Origin of the sequence: Brucella rhizosphaerae (assembly GCF_002252475.1) — a bacterium.
Classification (GTDB): Bacteria; Pseudomonadota; Alphaproteobacteria; order Rhizobiales; family Rhizobiaceae; genus Brucella; species Brucella rhizosphaerae.
Genome location: NZ_NNRK01000034.1, coordinates 874030 through 889046, shown reverse-complemented (window position 1 = coordinate 889046; position 15017 = coordinate 874030). Strand labels below are relative to the sequence as shown.

Genomic DNA, 15017 nt, shown 5'->3' with positions numbered 1-15017 from the left:
AAAGTTATGAAAAAGGCCGAGCAATAAACTCGACCTTTGAAATTTATCAATGGTTTGTGCTGATCAACGTTTGAATAGAGCCAACGCTGCCGGAACACCGCAGGCCGCGAGTGCAAGCTTGACCAGGTCGGCGATAATGAAGGCACCAAAGCCAAAGGCGATGCTTTTTTCAAGACCATACAAATAAGCCATCCAGCCTGCGCCCATGACGAGCACGACGGCCTCGGCAAGCAGCATGACGCCGCCAAGCGCAAGCGGCTTGTGTGCGAGCCCCTTATCCGCAGCCCGACCAATCATCCACGCGGCAAAGAGATAAGAAAGAAGATAACCACCAGTCGGCCCCATCATATAGGCAAGGCCGACGCCCTTTTCAGGCGTTCCGGTGAAAACGGGCATGCCGAGAGCGCCCTCAAGCAGATAAAGTGCGACGGTGGCAACAGCGAGACGTGAACCGTAAAGCGCCGAGATTGCAAAGAGTGCTGCGGTCTGCATCGTCACATTGACGTAGTGAAGATCAACCTTGATATTCGCCGCGATCGTGAGAACAGCGCTACCAAGAATTGCCAGCACAACAAACCGGAAAGCCCGTGTCAGTTGCTTGGTTTGCAAGTAGCCAGCTGGAAGAGACGCCACGGCAATTTTTGATTTATTTCTCTGACGCATCTTTATCTCACTCCTAAAATCGGCGCTGTGAGTATCGCTTCACCAGATAATCATTTGAAACCGGACTATATTCGTCCTAAGCCGTTCGAAGAATTGCAACAAACATAAACCGGCAAACCAGAACGAGTTGGATTATTCAATGGCGCTTGATTTCGACGGCAGCTTCTCCCCGGAATATGGGGCGCCGGTTGCCTTGCGTAAAGACCTGCTCCGCCTGACTGCGAATAATCCGAGCGCTTTTACATTTCATGGCACAAACAGCTATATCATAGGGACAGATACGCTTGCCGTCATCGATCCTGGCCCAGAGGATGAAGCGCATTTTCAGGCTCTTCTCGCTGCTATCTCCGGACGTCCAGTGAGCCATATTTTTGTAAGCCATACCCATAGGGATCATTCCCCTCTTGCAAAGCGACTGAAGGAACGGACCGGCGCTCTTGTCGTTGCCGAAGGCCCACATCGCCCCGCCCGCCCTTATTATAGTGGCGAGGTAAACTTTCTTGAGGCCAGCGCTGATACTGATTTTTCACCCGACCTGGCTCTGCCTGATGGCGAGAAGATAGATGGAGACGGCTGGGCCCTGCGCGGCATTCACACACCGGGTCACGCGGCCAACCATATGGCTTTTGGCCTCGAAGACACTGGTATTCTGTTTTCTGCCGATCACGTGATGGCATGGGCAACGTCCATCGTTGCACCACCGGACGGTTCAATGAGTGACTATATGGCCTCACTTGAAAAGCTGCTTGAACGCGATGATAGCGTCTATCTACCGGGCCACGGCGGTGCTGTCACCAAACCTGCTGCTTTCGTAAGGGGACTGCGCGCGCATCGTAAAATGCGTGAGCGCGCGATACTGGAACGGATTGTGCAAGGCGACCGTACCATTCCAGATATGGTCAAAGCCATCTATCGCGATACCGATCCCCGCCTGCATGGCGCTGCGGCCCTATCCGTATTAGCGCATCTCGAAGATCTCGTCGGACGTGGCGAAATCATCACCGATGGCAATCCATCGCTAAACGGTATCTATCAGCCGCGCTAATCACTCGACATCGGCTGGCGCTTTGTTGACCTCACCTTCGAGCGCAGACAGAAACTCGGTGATGAAGGCGGCATTCAGCCCCATATCGTGGTGGCCATACCGCGACAAAGACCGCATATCCACATAAGTCGTTTCGCCCTCATCAAGCAGACGAATAACCACATCGCTCTTCAAACCAAGAATAGAGCTGTGTGCCGTTGCTGCGAACCGCATTGCATTCTGCACAGGCAATGGAATATCGCGGCTGACTTTCGTCCAGCCAAAGGCTTTGAGCGTATTTTCTACCCCTTGCGCAACCCGATCTGGAGCTGCCGGATAACGACGCCCCATCACATCAGGATAGGCCGACATTTGTCCCAACATATCCCCGCTTACATCAACCGATAGCGGGTTCATTCGTGGTAAGCGCGGGGGCATTGTTGATGGAAACTGCGGAGGCGTCTCAAAGTCAGTCGTCAGATCATAAAGCTGTGGCGAGCCATACCAAAGGGAACCGGCAAAACAGAGCGGTAGCAAAACTGAAAATGCCAGAAAGCTGGCCCAAAAGGAGCGCGCGCCGCCCTTATCACCACTCACCCACAGATTACGCAGCCCTATTGCGGCACATACAAGCGCGAGTATCGCAACAATGCCACTGAGAGCCGCAACGTGAACGAAGTCAGGCGTTTCAAGCTTTCCAAACCTGTGCAGGAGAAGGCCAAGCGCTGACAGAACCGCTGCAAATACGCCAAATCGCAAAGCCCAAATAGCTGCGCGCGACTGTCGGCGTTGATAGCGAAGTTTTCTCATGCGAGTTCCCGGAAGCATTCAGAGCGCGTTTGAATCTTGTTGAATCAGATCGCGCGCTAATTATTTGTTTTACGCACATCTTCCCCGAAAACTGTCTTACACTTTTCAGGATGCGCTCTAAAAGCCGCATCCATGCATAACAGAGAGTACCCCAACGCAAAAGGAAAAGGCAGCTCGTATGCTGTCAATTCAGCCAGCTATACAAAATGAGCGGGAAAAATAGAGTGAAATCAATATAAAAGCTATTGCAGCAACTTCTAACGAAGGGCATGATCGGGTATATGGGGGCTTTTTTCGGATTCGTCGGAGAGGACGACATGGATCGCACCCTTCATAATGGCCATGTGCCAGCTACATCCAGCGCTGCTGAGGCCGATCAGGATGTCATGACGCTGGAAGCAGTCGAGCTTGAATTCGCGCTCGGAGCCATCGACGTTCTGATCGAGGGATTTGATACTGCCCTTGCCAAGGCAGCAGAACGCGTGGGCGGAGAAGTTCTGTTCAACATGCCTGCGCTCGACACCAGCGAAGCGCAGCGTATTGGTGCTATAGCCATCGCAGGCCACCCTCAGGATCAGGTTGTCTTCGTCACATTAGGCAATGACGGCACGACCCTTTCCGTGGCCCCACCAACTGGCGAAAACGCTTTGTTTGAAAGCCTTGGACGCAATTATGCAGCAGTCATGAAAAGCCTGTCCCCAAAGGACAATACAAACGGCAGTTAGAATTTCAGATTGTCATTTGCCTGCTTGCGGCGTTGCAATTGCCGCAGGTGAACCCGCATGGAGATTATGTGAAGGCACCGGGTTGAGCGTCATGATTGTCTCAACATCCCGAAGTTTCACAAACTTCATGCCCTTTGCCTGAAGCGCAAGAATGCCTTTGGCGACACCCTCACCAGCAGAACGGGTTGGCTGGTTGATATGCGAAATTATGACGTCACCATCACGCGCAGCCGAAATGCGGCGAGCAACAAGGGGCGCAAGCAACGATGCGCCCTGGTCGCCATTCAATGAATAGCCACCGATCTTGTACCCCATGCCTTCCGCGAGCTTGACTGCATCGGTCGAATAACGGGCTGTTGCATCACGATACCATTGTGGTTTTGAAGCACCCGATTTTGCAATTGCATCGGCACCGCCACCAATCTCGGACCGAACGGCATCAAGTGATCCCGCCGTTTTGATATTATACATCGTCGGCACATTGGTTATGGCCGGCACATGCATATTGCCGTGGTTCTCTATGTCGAAGAGATCAGGATGCGCCTTCATCACCGCAAAGGCTTCTGCATTCTGTTTCAGCCAGCGTCCAGTAACAAAAATCGTCGCCGGTATGCGGTTCTGCACCAATACATCGAGAATACGATGATCCGTCTTCCCCATGCAGGCATCCAGCGTCAGCGCCACTTGCGGCGCAGCTGCCCCACCCTTTGCGATACGCAATTGTGGTTCCACAATGCTGATTTTCTCGTTGTTTTCGGACTGCGGCAGCGCGTCATATGCGCTGGCCACAGTGTGCAAACAAACGAGCGCGACCCCCGCCGCAAATAACTGACGAAACATATCTGCCCCGATAAACAACGTTCTGACATTAAGACTTACAGTTTACAGCGCCAGAACCAAAGCCGAATTATGGCATTCATTTATTGCGTGCTGCGGCCTGAGCTGCCGCCAGACGTGCGATCGGCACACGGAAGGGCGAGCAAGACACATAATCAAGGCCGGTCTTCTCGCAGAAGGCTATCGACGTCGGATCGCCGCCATGCTCGCCACAAATACCAAGCTTGAGATTGTCGCGTGTCTTGCGTCCACGCTCGGCTGCAATCTGGATCAGCTCACCGACACCCTCTAAATCAAGCGAGACAAACGGGTCCTGTTCGATCAGGCCACGGCTCTGATAAGTCGAAAGAAACGGAGCCGCGTCGTCGCGTGAAATACCGAATGTCGTTTGCGTGAGATCGTTCGTACCAAACGAGAAGAATTCCGCCGTCTCTGCAATCTCGGCAGCACGCAGAGCTGCACGTGGCAGTTCGATCATGGTGCCAACCATATAATCGATCTGAACACCGGCCTCGCTGATAACCTCTTTTGCCACGGCATCAATACGTGCTTTGACAAAATCAAGCTCTGCTTTGAGGCCGACCAGCGGAACCATGACTTCCGGCACGACCGGCTCGCCAGTCTTTTTACCGGCTTCGACTGCCGCTTCAAAGATCGCCCGTGCCTGCATTTCGGCAATCTCAGGATAAGATACAGCCAGACGACAGCCGCGATGACCCAGCATTGGATTGAACTCGTGCAGACTATCAGAGCGCTCACGCAACTTATCAGCGTCAACGCCCATCGCAGCTGCCACTTCCGCAACTTCTTCATCTGTACGTGGCAGGAACTCGTGTAATGGTGGATCGAGCAAACGGATTGTAACGGGTAACCCCTTCATAATCTCGAACAGTTCGACAAAGTCGGAACGCTGCATCGGCAGAAGTTTTGCCAAAGCCGCGCGGCGACCATCCTCTTTGTCGGCCAGGATCATTTCGCGCATTGCGATAATGCGTTCGCCTTCAAAAAACATGTGCTCGGTTCTGCAAAGGCCGATGCCTTCTGCCCCGAAAGAACGTGCTGTGCGGGCATCTGCGGGTGTTTCTGCATTGGCACGAACCTTCATGCGTCGCGTCTTATCAGCCCATTGCATCAGATGACCAAAATCACCGGAAAGCTCCGGCTGCAACATGGCAACCGCACCTTTCAGCACCTGGCCACTGCCGCCATCGACGGTGATAATATCGCCCTTCTTGAAAGTCTGCCCTGCGGCCAGCATCGTGCCGTTGCGATAATCAACACGCAGCGACCCCGCACCAGAAACGCAAGGCTTACCCATACCGCGCGCCACAACAGCGGCATGGCTGGTCATGCCCCCGCGTGTCGTCAAAATACCTTCGGCTGCATGCATACCGTGAATATCTTCCGGGCTTGTTTCAACGCGCACGAGAATAACGCTGCGGCCCTCAGATTTAGCCTGCTCTGCATCCTCTGATGAGAACACGATCTCACCAGTCGCAGCCCCCGGAGAAGCTGGCAGGCCTTGCCCGATGACAATGCGCTGGGCACGGGGGTCAATGGTCGGGTGCAAAAGCTGGTCAAGCGCTGCCGGATCAATACGCAGCACGGCTTCTTCTTCGGTAATCAGCCCTTCCGCAGCCATTTCAACAGCCATTTTGAGAGCTGCTTTGGCCGTACGCTTACCCGAACGGGTTTGCAGCATCCAGAGCTTGCCTCGTTCAATGGTGAATTCAAGGTCCTGCATATCGCGATAGTGGCGCTCAAGCCGATCTGCGACTTTCAGAAATTCGCCAAACGCTTCCGGCATTACCTTCTCAAGCGACGGCTTGTCGGAACCAGCGGCAATTCGCGCTTCCTCGGTAATGTTCTGCGGCGTGCGAATGCCAGCAACCACATCTTCGCCCTGTGCATTGACCAGAAACTCACCATAGAGCTTCTTTTCGCCTGTAGAAGGGTTGCGGGTGAAGGCTACGCCGGTTGCAGAGGTTTCGCCCATATTGCCGAACACCATTGCCTGAACATTGACGGCGGTGCCCCATTGAGCGGGGATATTATGCAAACGGCGATAGGTGATGGCGCGCGCATTCATCCAGCTTGAGAAGACGGCACTGATTGCGCCCCACAGCTGCTCGCGTGGATCTTGCGGAAATGGCTCGCCCAGTTCTTCCTCAACCTTTGCCTTGTATAGCGCAATGACTTCCTTCCAGTCGTCTGCGCTCAATGCCGTATCGACTTCGACACCAAGATCGGCCTTTTTGTCTTCCAGAATTTCTTCAAAGAAACCGTGATCAACACCTAACACCACATCCGAATACATCTGGATGAAACGGCGATAGCTATCATAGGCAAAACGCTCGTCGCCCGCCTCACGTGCAATGGCCTGAACAGTCTCATCATTGAGGCCGAGGTTCAGAACTGTATCCATCATGCCTGGCATGGAGGCACGCGCACCAGAACGAACAGAAACCAGCAACGGCTTTTCCGTGCCACCAAATGTGCGGTCGGTCAGCTTCGCAACCTGGTTGAGTGCCGATTGCACCTGTTGATCAAGTTCATCCGGATAGGAGCGCTCATGGTCATAATAGGAAGTGCACACTTCAGTCGTGATCGTAAAACCGGGCGGCACTGGCAAACCAAGGCTGCTCATTTCAGCCAGGTTCGCTCCTTTGCCACCGAGAAGGTTGCGATCACTCGCAGCGCCCTCTGCCTTACCATCACCGAATGCGTACACCCACTTCGCCATGCTGACCTCCCTTGCGCAGGTAACGGTCCGCAATGTCTGTGCTTTTCCACAGACTTGCAGAAACTATCTTCGTGCTTATGCGATCAGGTCGCCGCGTGCCAATCAAAAAAGACAAAGCACCGTAATAGAATCGATTAGACTTCTCGGCTTAGCCGTGTCGGGTAATTTTAATTGCAAAACCAGACAAATAGCGATTAGTTTCTTGCGATGGCTGGCTGCGTGGGGAACAGTTAGGCTCCGTAACCCTATTTGCCGGAGGCCCCATGATTTCAGCACCAGATTCACTGACGTATCGTGCTCCAGGCGTAGAGGATGCGGAAGAAATATGTGCAATGACCAACATGCCCAAGTTTCGAGCGGGTACTTCCCGTTTGCCCTTCACGCGTGCTGAAAATACCCGCCAATGGCTTTCGACGCTCACAGAGCGCAACACCGTCATACTAGCGGTTCTCAATAGTAAAATTGTTGGAAGCTGCAATATTCATCGCGCAAATGGCCGGCAGATACACTGTGGAACCATTGGTATCGGAGTGCATGACGACTATCAGGGTCAAGGTATCGGCACTGGCCTTATGCGCCAGATCATTGAGGTGGCGGATAACTGGCTTAATCTCCACCGATTGGACCTGACCGTCTTTGCAGACAATCTTCATGCTATTCGACTTTATGAAAACTTCGGCTTCGAACGCGAAGGCATTTTGCGGTCCAATGCCTTTCGAGACGGAGAGTTTGTCGATTGCATTATGATGGGGCGGCTTAATTTTTAATAATCAAACCAGTCGGTTAACCAAAATGCGATATCGCTTGACAAATTAGTGCATCTTCTCCCAATATAAGAACAAAACTAGAACGTTTGGAGTTAGACATGCGTATTACCGGCAAGCTCGATTATCTTGAAATGCCTGCAGCCAATGGGTCCCTCGACACTGCGAAAAGTTTTTACGCACGTGCGTTCGGCTGGTCATTCGTTGATTATGGCCCGACTTATTCGGCTTTTGCCGAAGGGCTCGACGGTGGCTTCGATGCCGATCCGCAAGCCACTGCAAAGCCTTTGCCCGTGCTCTATTCGGCAAAAATCGAAGAAACGCTTGCATCCGTGACCGAGGCTGGTGGAACGATTGTAAAGCCTATCTTTGCCTTTCCGGGCGGTCGTCGCTTTCATTTCACCGACCCTGCGGGCAACGAGCTTGCGGTCTGGAGCGACAAGTAACAATCGCTACTGAGAAGACCTGCAAGGTTGACAGAACGGGCTCCATGACAATGATGAAACGCATTCAATACGATTCACACTGACAGAAATTGGTGCAATGCGTTTCATTCTGCCCTCAGTCTTGCTGTCGTTTATCGCAGCACCCGCCTTTGCTGAAACCACACCACCTTTGAAAGAAGACGCGCCCCTCAGTCGCTGTGGGGAGTTTTTAAACGGTATGAGCGTTTTCGAGAAAGGCAAGAATTTTGACGTCCGGGATAGTCACGACGGTTGCGTGATCTCAGACGCATTGTTCGGCACCGGCAATCTGATGGGTTGGTCGTTTGACAGGGTGGAAATTGAAGGTGATCGTTTTCGGGACTTTATGTCAGAGACACCAGATATGGCCTCAGGTCCGCCACAATGGGCCCGCGTAGCAATTGACGGCGTCAGGCTTTCTCTCAAAATCGACGATAAGCTGACCAAATTTATAAATTCTGTACAGCAAACCCCATCAGACTTTGCAGCTTCGTATCGCTTCGATCCGAAAGATGGATATCTGCACATACAGAATGCCGAGATGAGCAGCGTCAGACTGGGCAAGATCTCCGTGTCAGGCGAGTTCAACCTGCCGACAGAATCTTCCCTCGCTGATCTCGCGGTCAATCCGACAGCAACCCTTTCCCGTGTGCGCCTGCGCCTCGATAATCAAGGCATATGGGAAAGCCTCATTATGCCGTCCCTCGCCAACTTCGCTTTTCAGGCTTTCTCAAACAGTGACACCGATCCTGAAAAAGCAATCACGCAGTTCATCAATACCGCAAGTACTGCAATAAATGCGATACCGGAAAGTCGGATCGATGCAGAATCGAAGAGGGCATTGATGCGCTTCATTTGGGACATGCCCCATCCAACCGGCTATTTCGCACTGGATCTGAGCTTTGAAAAACCACTGCCAATCGGCCTCAACGATTTGGCGCCCGAAAAGCTCGTCCAGCGTGCTTTGTCAGATGCAACAATCAACGTGAGCTATACGGCACGTTAGTCGGCAGCGAAGCCGTTAAGCAGATTCCGCCAACACCGGATCTGCTTAACCGAACCAACTATTTTTCTTGAGCGCTATCCAACGAGAACGTCCTGCACTTTTCAAGATGCGTTTCAGATCCCCCATCTTCTCCGAAAACCGTTACACACTTTTCGGGACGCACTCTAAACGCCACGCACTTTAGCTTGCCTCGCGCAGCCGCTCTGCGGTGTGCAGATCAACGGAGACCAGCTGGCTGACGCCCTGCTCGCCCATAGTCACTCCAAACAGGCGATTCATGCGGGCCATAGTAATCGGATTGTGCGTGATGACCACGAAACGTGTTTCAGTCGAAGCGGCCATTTCATCCATCAGATTGCAGTAGCGCTCGACATTATGATCGTCGAGGGGGGCATCCACTTCGTCCAGCACACAGATCGGAGCCGGGTTGGTCAGGAACACAGCAAAGATCAGCGCCATTGCGGTCAATGCCTGCTCACCACCCGATAGAAGGGTCATTGTCTGCGGTTTCTTGCCCGGAGGGCGAGCAAGGATTTCCAACCCTGCATCCAGCGGATCATCGCTTTCAATCAGCTGCAACTCGGCGGTGCCGCCACCGAAAAGATGCGTGAACAGGCGTTGGAACTGCACATTCACTACATCGAAAGCAGCCAACAGGCGCTCGCGGCCTTCACGGTTCAGACTTTGGATCGCCTGACGCAGTTTCTTTATCGCCTCAATGACGTCTTCACGTTCCGAGATGATTGCGTCGAGGCGTGCTGTCAGTTCCTGGCTCTCTTCTTCAGCGCGAAGGTTTACCGCGCCAAGCCGTTCCCGCTCAATCCTGAGCCGCTCAAGCTGACGCTCGAGCTGTTCGGGGTCCGGCATGCGATCTTCAGGCTTAAGACCCGTATGACGAATAGCCTCATGCGGCGCGCAATTGAGCGCATCTGCAATACGCGCTTCCGTATCCTTGCGGCGCTCTTCTGCGGCTGTCAGCCGCTCCTCGGCGCGAGCGCGTTGCTCGCGGCTGGTTGCAAGCTGCTGGATTGCCAGTGTCGCGGCCTTATCAAGTTCGGCCTGCACAGCTTCCGCCTCAGTCAAAATATCGGCAGCCTGCTTGCGACGCTCATCGGCGTCAGACAATTCGTTCAAAAGCGCGCGGCGACGGCTCTCGATTTCTTCCGGGGCTTCAGCCAGAACTTCGGCTTCATCCGCAGTTTCCGCGCGGCGATCATTCAAGGCTGCAATTTGCTGTTCTGCATTCTGCGCACGCGATGCCCAATTGCGCCGTTCCATGCCGATCATCGCCAGCCGTCTTCCACGGCTATCCGCTTCGCGTCGCTGACCTTCATAGGCAGCGCGCGCTTCTGCAAGTGTTACGCGATCAGACTGCACTTCCGCGCTCAGAGCCGAATGCCGCTCAGCAATAGCCCCGAGATCCGGCATTTCATTAAGCCGATCTTCGGCTTCAACTACCCGGATTTGTGCTTCTTCAAGACTTTCCTCAAGACGTGATTTGGCTTCTTCTAACCCGGAGCGTTTGGTTGCCAGTTGACCCGCAGCGCGCTCAACAGCAGCCAGAGCCTCACGAGCTTCATCAAGCTTGCGCTGATTTGCACGCCATGCATCACGAGCGACACGCTCATGCTCAACAGCCTCACGTACAGCCATTTCAAGGCGTTGCACGCTTTGCTCAGCATCCTGCGCGCGCCGAGCAGCAGTTATCGCTTCCTGCTCAAGTTCGGCCAGCCTGTTCTTTTGTGCGAGCCGCTGTGCGGCGGGCGTAGGCGCATCAGCGCTTGCCGTATAGCCATCCCAGCGCCATAAAGCGCCAGCCTTGCTCACCAATCGCTGACCAGGACGGAGTGCACCCTGCAAACGCCGACCATCGCTATCGGCAACCACCCCCACCTGAGCAAGCCGACGGCGCAATTGCTGCGGCCCTTCAACCAGCTGATCAAGTGGCGTTGCGCCTGCTGGCAATTCGGGATCGGCGTCTGAAGCCGGATTGTAAGCCCAGTAGACAGGGGCATGATCATCGCTGGCCGCATCAAGATCTTCGCCAAGGGCAGCACCAAGGGCAATTTCATAGCCCTTCTCTACCCTCAATTCCTCGACAACAGGCGGAAACTGGCCTGTCTCACCAGCATTGAGAATACGTGCCAGCGTTTGTGCTTCGGTCTCTATACGGCTGAGTTCCGTACGAGCCTCGTTCAGCGGTTGCCGGCTGGCTGTTTCCTGCTCGCGTGCCGCACCCACAAGTTCTTCAGCAGCGATCACAGCTTCTTCGGCAGCAGCCAGCGCCTCAGCTGCTCCTTCCACGAGAATACGTTTTTCAGATGGATCAAACAAGCCGCCGATCTGGTCAGCGACTGACGCAATATCGCGCTCAATGCCATCCATCTGGCTGGTCAGACGATCGCGGCGAGCCAGTATTTCTTGTAACGCGCGCTCGATCTGTGCACGCTCGGCAGCCGCTTCAGCACGTTCTGCGGTAACCCGCGCCAGCGCGTTTTCGCTATCCTGCAGGCGGATTTCAGTTTCCTCAAAGATCGCACGCAATTCTTCATCGCGCTCACCAGATGCTTCATTCGAAGCAATCAGTTCCTGCTCTTCCTCATCAAGGCGCGCCAGAATATCCGCGTTCTCACGCACCATCTGCTCTTCACGGGCAATATCAGCCGTCAGCTGTTCGAGCCGCTTCATAAGTTCGGCCCGGCGGACACGAATACGGCCATCTTCCTCATCAAGCTGCGTGCGGGCTATCGAGAGCCGTTGCAGCGCCGCTGCGGCCTTTGCTTCAGCCTCACGCATTTCAGGTAATTTAAGAGCGCTTACAGCCTGGCCCCGCGCAGCGTTCATTTGCGCTTGCGCCATATCTCCAACCACGGAGGTTGCCTGCGCCAGCGCACTTTGCGCTTCGCCCTCCTGTGCCTTGGCCTGTGACCAACGCAAATGCAGAAGAGATGCTTCGGCGCGGCGAATATCAGCGGAAAGCGCCTTGAAGCGATTTGCCTGTCGCGCCTGTCGCTTCAGGCTTTCGATCTGGCTGCCCAGCTCACCCACTACATCTTCGAGGCGCTCAAGATTACCTTCAGCAGCGCGCAGACGGAGCTCTGCCTCATGGCGTCGCGTATGGAGACCCGAAATACCGGCGGCTTCTTCCAGAAGCGCACGACGGGCCTGCGGTTTCGCCTGAATTAGCTCACCGATACGCCCCTGCCCCACCATTGAAGGCGAGCGGGCACCGGTCGACTGATCGGCAAAAAGAAGCTGTACGTCTTTGGCGCGGGCTTCCTTGCCATTGATCCGATAGACGGAACCGGATTCACGCTCAATGCGGCGAGAGACCTGCAATTCGTCCTGATCATTATAGGCAGCCGGTGCAGAACGATCAGAGTTGTCGAGGAACAGTGTTACTTCCGCTGTGTTGCGTGCCGGACGCGTAGCAGAACCAGAGAAAATCACATCATCCATGCCGGAAGCGCGCATATTCTTGTATGAGTTTTCACCCATCACCCAGCGCAGCGCTTCAACGAGATTGGATTTGCCGCAACCATTTGGACCGACGACACCTGTCAGTCCGCCCTCAATGACGAATTCCATTGGTTCGACAAAAGACTTGAAACCGACAAGACGTAGCTTGGAAAAGCGCATCAGCAGGCTCCTCCGCCAGAAACACAAAAAGCGGACGCAATAAAGCGTCCGCTTTTCGTGCCGAAAGGCGGCTTAGAGCAACTTGTCAATGATTGCCGACATCTCGTCAATCGAAAGGGCTCCAGCGTATTTTTGACCGTTGATGAAGAATGTTGGTGTGGCGTTCACACCAAATTCAGTCGATCCGCGTTCCATGGTTGCTCTCACATCATCGAGAACTTGCTGGTTCGTCAAGCAAGCCTTGAACGACTCCTGTGTAAAACCTGCAAGTTTCGCAATTTGGAGCAGTGCAGCTTCACCATCGGCAGCACCAGCCCACTGCTGCTGCTGCTTGAAGAAGACTTCAACCATCGGGAAATAGCGGTCTTCGGGAGCACAACGAGCAAGCATAAAGGCTGCAGTCGCCCGTGGATCAAACGGAAATTCGCGGAAAATCAAACGGGCCTTGCCCGTATCGATGTACTTTTCCTTGATCGTCGGCAACGTATTGACTGCGAAATCAGCGCAATGCGAGCAGGTCAACGACGCATATTCAACGATGGTGACAGGCGCATCGGCCTTACCATAAACCATGTCCTTGAGTTTGCCGGGCTCGGCAACCTTTGCAGCGTCAACAGTCGCCTCGGCGCTGCGTGACTGTGCGCTCGCATTGCCAGCAAAAGCGAGCCCTGCAGCGGCAACGCCTGCAAGGGAAATAACATGTCTGCGGTTAAGCGGTGCAGGCATACGAATCATCCAGTCCTGTTTCAATGTTGACACTCAGGTACAATTTAGGGTGGCGGGTCACTAATCACCAGCCCTGTTGTGATCAAATGAAGTTCAGCAACAATCTTGAATCAAATTTAAGGCAGACCGCCTATTTCTTGCCTGTGCGCTTCTCGGCCAGAATATTTTTGCCAAGCCGTGCGAGGGCCGCGCGCAGTGCGTCGTCCTCAATGCCGTCTGTTGCCTTGTCGATCCGACGCTCTTCAGACGGAGCCAAAGGCGCCAGGCGTTTTGGACGCCGTTTGAAATCCAGGGCAGGAGGTTTTTGTTCGATCTTGATACGGCCGATAGCGGAAAAGCCAAGAAAACCGTTTACACGGCTGATGATCTCCCCCGTCTCATGCTGAATCTGCAAGGCTGCGAAACCTTCGCAGGCGATAATCAGGGTAGCAGGACTGAAAGGATCGTCCTCGTGCAGCCGTCTTGGCCATAATATCCGCAAGGGTCTGGATGACGCTCCGATTGCCGGACCGACGATATCCTCCCACGATTGCAGCAGCGATAGATTGATACCAGCACGTTTCTGCAACATCGGGTCCATCAGACGCGAAGTCATGTCAGCCAGTGGGCGAAAGCCCCGTTTTGATTTTGGTTCGCTCATCGCGTCCCATTATAGCCTCGAAACCACTCAACAAACAAAGGGATACCTTCATCGAGCGTGGTTCGAGGGCTAAAACCGAGATCGCGGGCCGCAAGTTCAATGTCTGCATAGGTACGCGGGACGTCGGCTGCGGGCATTGGCTCCAGCTTTCGGATCGCCTCTTTTCCGCATGCTTTTTCAATTGCTGCGATAAAATCATTGAGCATGACTGGACGATTATTGCCGAGATTATAGACTGGTGCGGTGTCTTCGGGTTGCTCCAGAATCCGGCTGATCGCACCCAATACACCACTGACAATATCATCTACGAAGGTGAAGTCGCGCTGCATTTCACCATTATTGAAAACACGAATCGGCTCGCCCTTCAAAATTGCTGATGTAAACAGCCATGGCGCCATGTCGGGGCGTCCGAATGGACCATACACGGTGAAAAAACGCAGGCCGGTCGTGTGAAGACCGTGAACATGCTTATAAGATACAGCCAGCAGCTCGCCCGAGCGCTTGGTTGCTGCATAAACCGAAACGGGATGATCCACCGGATCGCTTTCGGAAAATGGGATTTTCTCATTTGCGCCATAGACCGACGATGAGCTGGCATAGACCACCGGTGGCCGCTTTTCGAGTTTGAGCGCAGTCTCAAAAACGGTAACCTGTCCCATGACATTAGCCGATATGTAGGCTGCCGGATTTTCGATCGAATAACGAACGCCTGCCTGTGCCGCGAGATGCACAATCACATCCGCATCGCGGTCCAGGCCAATAGCTGTGTTGAAAGCTTCCGCATCCGAAATATCAGCCTGCGCGAACCGGAAACCGTTGCGCAATTGCAGTTTTGCGAGGCGTGTTTCCTTGAGATCAACCTGATAATAATCGTTGAGATTATCGATGCCGATAACTTCCCAACCCTCATCGAGGAGACGGGCAGCCGTATGAAAGCCGATGAAGCCAGCGGCGCCTGTCACGATTGCTTTCATAA

At 53.9% G+C, this 15017-nt stretch carries 13 protein-coding genes; 5 read left to right on the top strand and 8 right to left on the bottom strand.

What is annotated here, in order from left to right; all coding sequences use genetic code 11:
* Window positions 1-63: 63 nt before the first annotated feature.
* The gene (locus CEV32_RS21320; protein ID WP_094579066.1) at window positions 64-663 is read right to left on the bottom strand and encodes a biotin transporter BioY; all 600 of its coding nucleotides are present in this window, start codon (window positions 661-663) and stop codon (window positions 64-66) included.
* Between the two features lie 139 nt (window positions 664-802).
* On the opposite strand from CEV32_RS21320, the gene CEV32_RS21315 reads away from it, so the two are divergent.
* Window positions 803-1708, top strand: a complete 906-nt coding sequence (locus CEV32_RS21315; protein WP_094579065.1) for an MBL fold metallo-hydrolase — start codon at window positions 803-805, stop codon at window positions 1706-1708.
* Here CEV32_RS21315 and CEV32_RS21310 read toward each other — a convergent pair whose 3' ends face one another.
* Window positions 1709-2497: a DUF1499 domain-containing protein gene (locus CEV32_RS21310; RefSeq protein ID WP_094579064.1), complete on the bottom strand. Its 789-nt coding sequence runs from the start codon at window positions 2495-2497 to the stop codon at window positions 1709-1711.
* A gap of 317 nt (window positions 2498-2814) precedes the next feature.
* On the opposite strand from CEV32_RS21310, the gene CEV32_RS21305 reads away from it, so the two are divergent.
* Window positions 2815-3222 carry a hypothetical protein gene (locus tag CEV32_RS21305; protein WP_094579063.1) on the top strand — a complete coding sequence of 136 codons (408 nt, stop codon included), beginning with the start codon at window positions 2815-2817 and terminating at the stop codon, window positions 3220-3222.
* A gap of 12 nt (window positions 3223-3234) precedes the next feature.
* On the opposite strand, the gene CEV32_RS21300 is transcribed toward CEV32_RS21305, so the two are convergent.
* Window positions 3235-4062 carry a polysaccharide deacetylase family protein gene (locus CEV32_RS21300; protein WP_094579062.1) on the bottom strand — a complete coding sequence of 276 codons (828 nt, stop codon included), beginning with the start codon at window positions 4060-4062 and terminating at the stop codon, window positions 3235-3237.
* 76 nt (window positions 4063-4138) lie between these two features.
* On the bottom strand, window positions 4139-6802 hold the full coding sequence (ppdK, locus tag CEV32_RS21295) for a pyruvate, phosphate dikinase (protein WP_094579061.1): 2664 nt from the start codon (window positions 6800-6802) through the stop codon (window positions 4139-4141).
* Between the two features lie 263 nt (window positions 6803-7065).
* Here ppdK and CEV32_RS21290 point away from each other — a divergent pair, with 263 nt between their 5' ends.
* The 3 genes from CEV32_RS21290 (at window position 7066) to CEV32_RS21280 (ending at window position 9036) form a co-directional block, all read left to right on the top strand.
* On the top strand, window positions 7066-7569 hold the full coding sequence (locus CEV32_RS21290; RefSeq protein WP_094579060.1) for a GNAT family N-acetyltransferase: 504 nt from the start codon (window positions 7066-7068) through the stop codon (window positions 7567-7569).
* Window positions 7570-7667: 98 nt separating this feature from the next.
* Window positions 7668-8012: a VOC family protein gene (locus CEV32_RS21285; protein WP_094579059.1), complete on the top strand. Its 345-nt coding sequence runs from the start codon at window positions 7668-7670 to the stop codon at window positions 8010-8012.
* A gap of 97 nt (window positions 8013-8109) precedes the next feature.
* Complete coding sequence (locus tag CEV32_RS21280; RefSeq protein WP_094579058.1) at window positions 8110-9036, top strand: hypothetical protein; 927 nt, start codon at window positions 8110-8112, stop codon at window positions 9034-9036.
* A gap of 180 nt (window positions 9037-9216) precedes the next feature.
* Here CEV32_RS21280 and smc read toward each other — a convergent pair whose 3' ends face one another.
* The 4 genes from smc to CEV32_RS21260 form a co-directional block, all read right to left on the bottom strand.
* Entirely contained in the window at window positions 9217-12675 is a 3459-nt protein-coding gene (gene smc / locus CEV32_RS21275) for a chromosome segregation protein SMC (RefSeq protein WP_094579057.1), read from the bottom strand.
* 72 nt (window positions 12676-12747) lie between these two features.
* The gene (locus tag CEV32_RS21270) at window positions 12748-13401 is read right to left on the bottom strand and encodes a DsbA family protein (RefSeq protein ID WP_094579210.1); all 654 of its coding nucleotides are present in this window, start codon (window positions 13399-13401) and stop codon (window positions 12748-12750) included.
* 130 nt (window positions 13402-13531) lie between these two features.
* Window positions 13532-14041 carry a DUF721 domain-containing protein gene (locus CEV32_RS21265; protein WP_094579056.1) on the bottom strand — a complete coding sequence of 170 codons (510 nt, stop codon included), beginning with the start codon at window positions 14039-14041 and terminating at the stop codon, window positions 13532-13534.
* Window positions 14038-15015, bottom strand: coding sequence for an NAD-dependent epimerase/dehydratase family protein (locus CEV32_RS21260; RefSeq protein ID WP_094579055.1), 978 nt, complete (start codon window positions 15013-15015; stop codon window positions 14038-14040). The genes CEV32_RS21265 and CEV32_RS21260 overlap by 4 nt, the downstream gene beginning before the upstream one ends.
* Window positions 15016-15017: the final 2 nt, after the last annotated feature.

Bases quoted from the DNA above. Each gene is read 5' to 3' on its own strand.
- CEV32_RS21310 (WP_094579064.1), bottom strand. From the start codon at position 2,497: ATGAGAAAACTTCGCTATCAACGCCGACAGTCGCGCGCAGCTATTTGG.
- CEV32_RS21270 (WP_094579210.1), bottom strand. From the start codon at position 13,401: ATGCCTGCACCGCTTAACCGCAGACATGTTATTTCCCTTGCAGGCGTT.
- CEV32_RS21305 (WP_094579063.1), top strand. From the start codon at position 2,815: ATGGATCGCACCCTTCATAATGGCCATGTGCCAGCTACATCCAGCGCT.
- CEV32_RS21265 (WP_094579056.1), bottom strand. From the start codon at position 14,041: ATGAGCGAACCAAAATCAAAACGGGGCTTTCGCCCACTGGCTGACATG.
- CEV32_RS21320 (WP_094579066.1), bottom strand. From the start codon at position 663: ATGCGTCAGAGAAATAAATCAAAAATTGCCGTGGCGTCTCTTCCAGCT.
- CEV32_RS21285 (WP_094579059.1), top strand. From the start codon at position 7,668: ATGCGTATTACCGGCAAGCTCGATTATCTTGAAATGCCTGCAGCCAAT.
- smc (WP_094579057.1), bottom strand. From the start codon at position 12,675: ATGCGCTTTTCCAAGCTACGTCTTGTCGGTTTCAAGTCTTTTGTCGAA.
- CEV32_RS21290 (WP_094579060.1), top strand. From the start codon at position 7,066: ATGATTTCAGCACCAGATTCACTGACGTATCGTGCTCCAGGCGTAGAG.
- CEV32_RS21315 (WP_094579065.1), top strand. From the start codon at position 803: ATGGCGCTTGATTTCGACGGCAGCTTCTCCCCGGAATATGGGGCGCCG.
- ppdK (WP_094579061.1), bottom strand. From the start codon at position 6,802: ATGGCGAAGTGGGTGTACGCATTCGGTGATGGTAAGGCAGAGGGCGCT.
- CEV32_RS21260 (WP_094579055.1), bottom strand. From the start codon at position 15,015: ATGAAAGCAATCGTGACAGGCGCCGCTGGCTTCATCGGCTTTCATACG.
- CEV32_RS21280 (WP_094579058.1), top strand. From the start codon at position 8,110: ATGCGTTTCATTCTGCCCTCAGTCTTGCTGTCGTTTATCGCAGCACCC.
- CEV32_RS21300 (WP_094579062.1), bottom strand. From the start codon at position 4,062: ATGTTTCGTCAGTTATTTGCGGCGGGGGTCGCGCTCGTTTGTTTGCAC.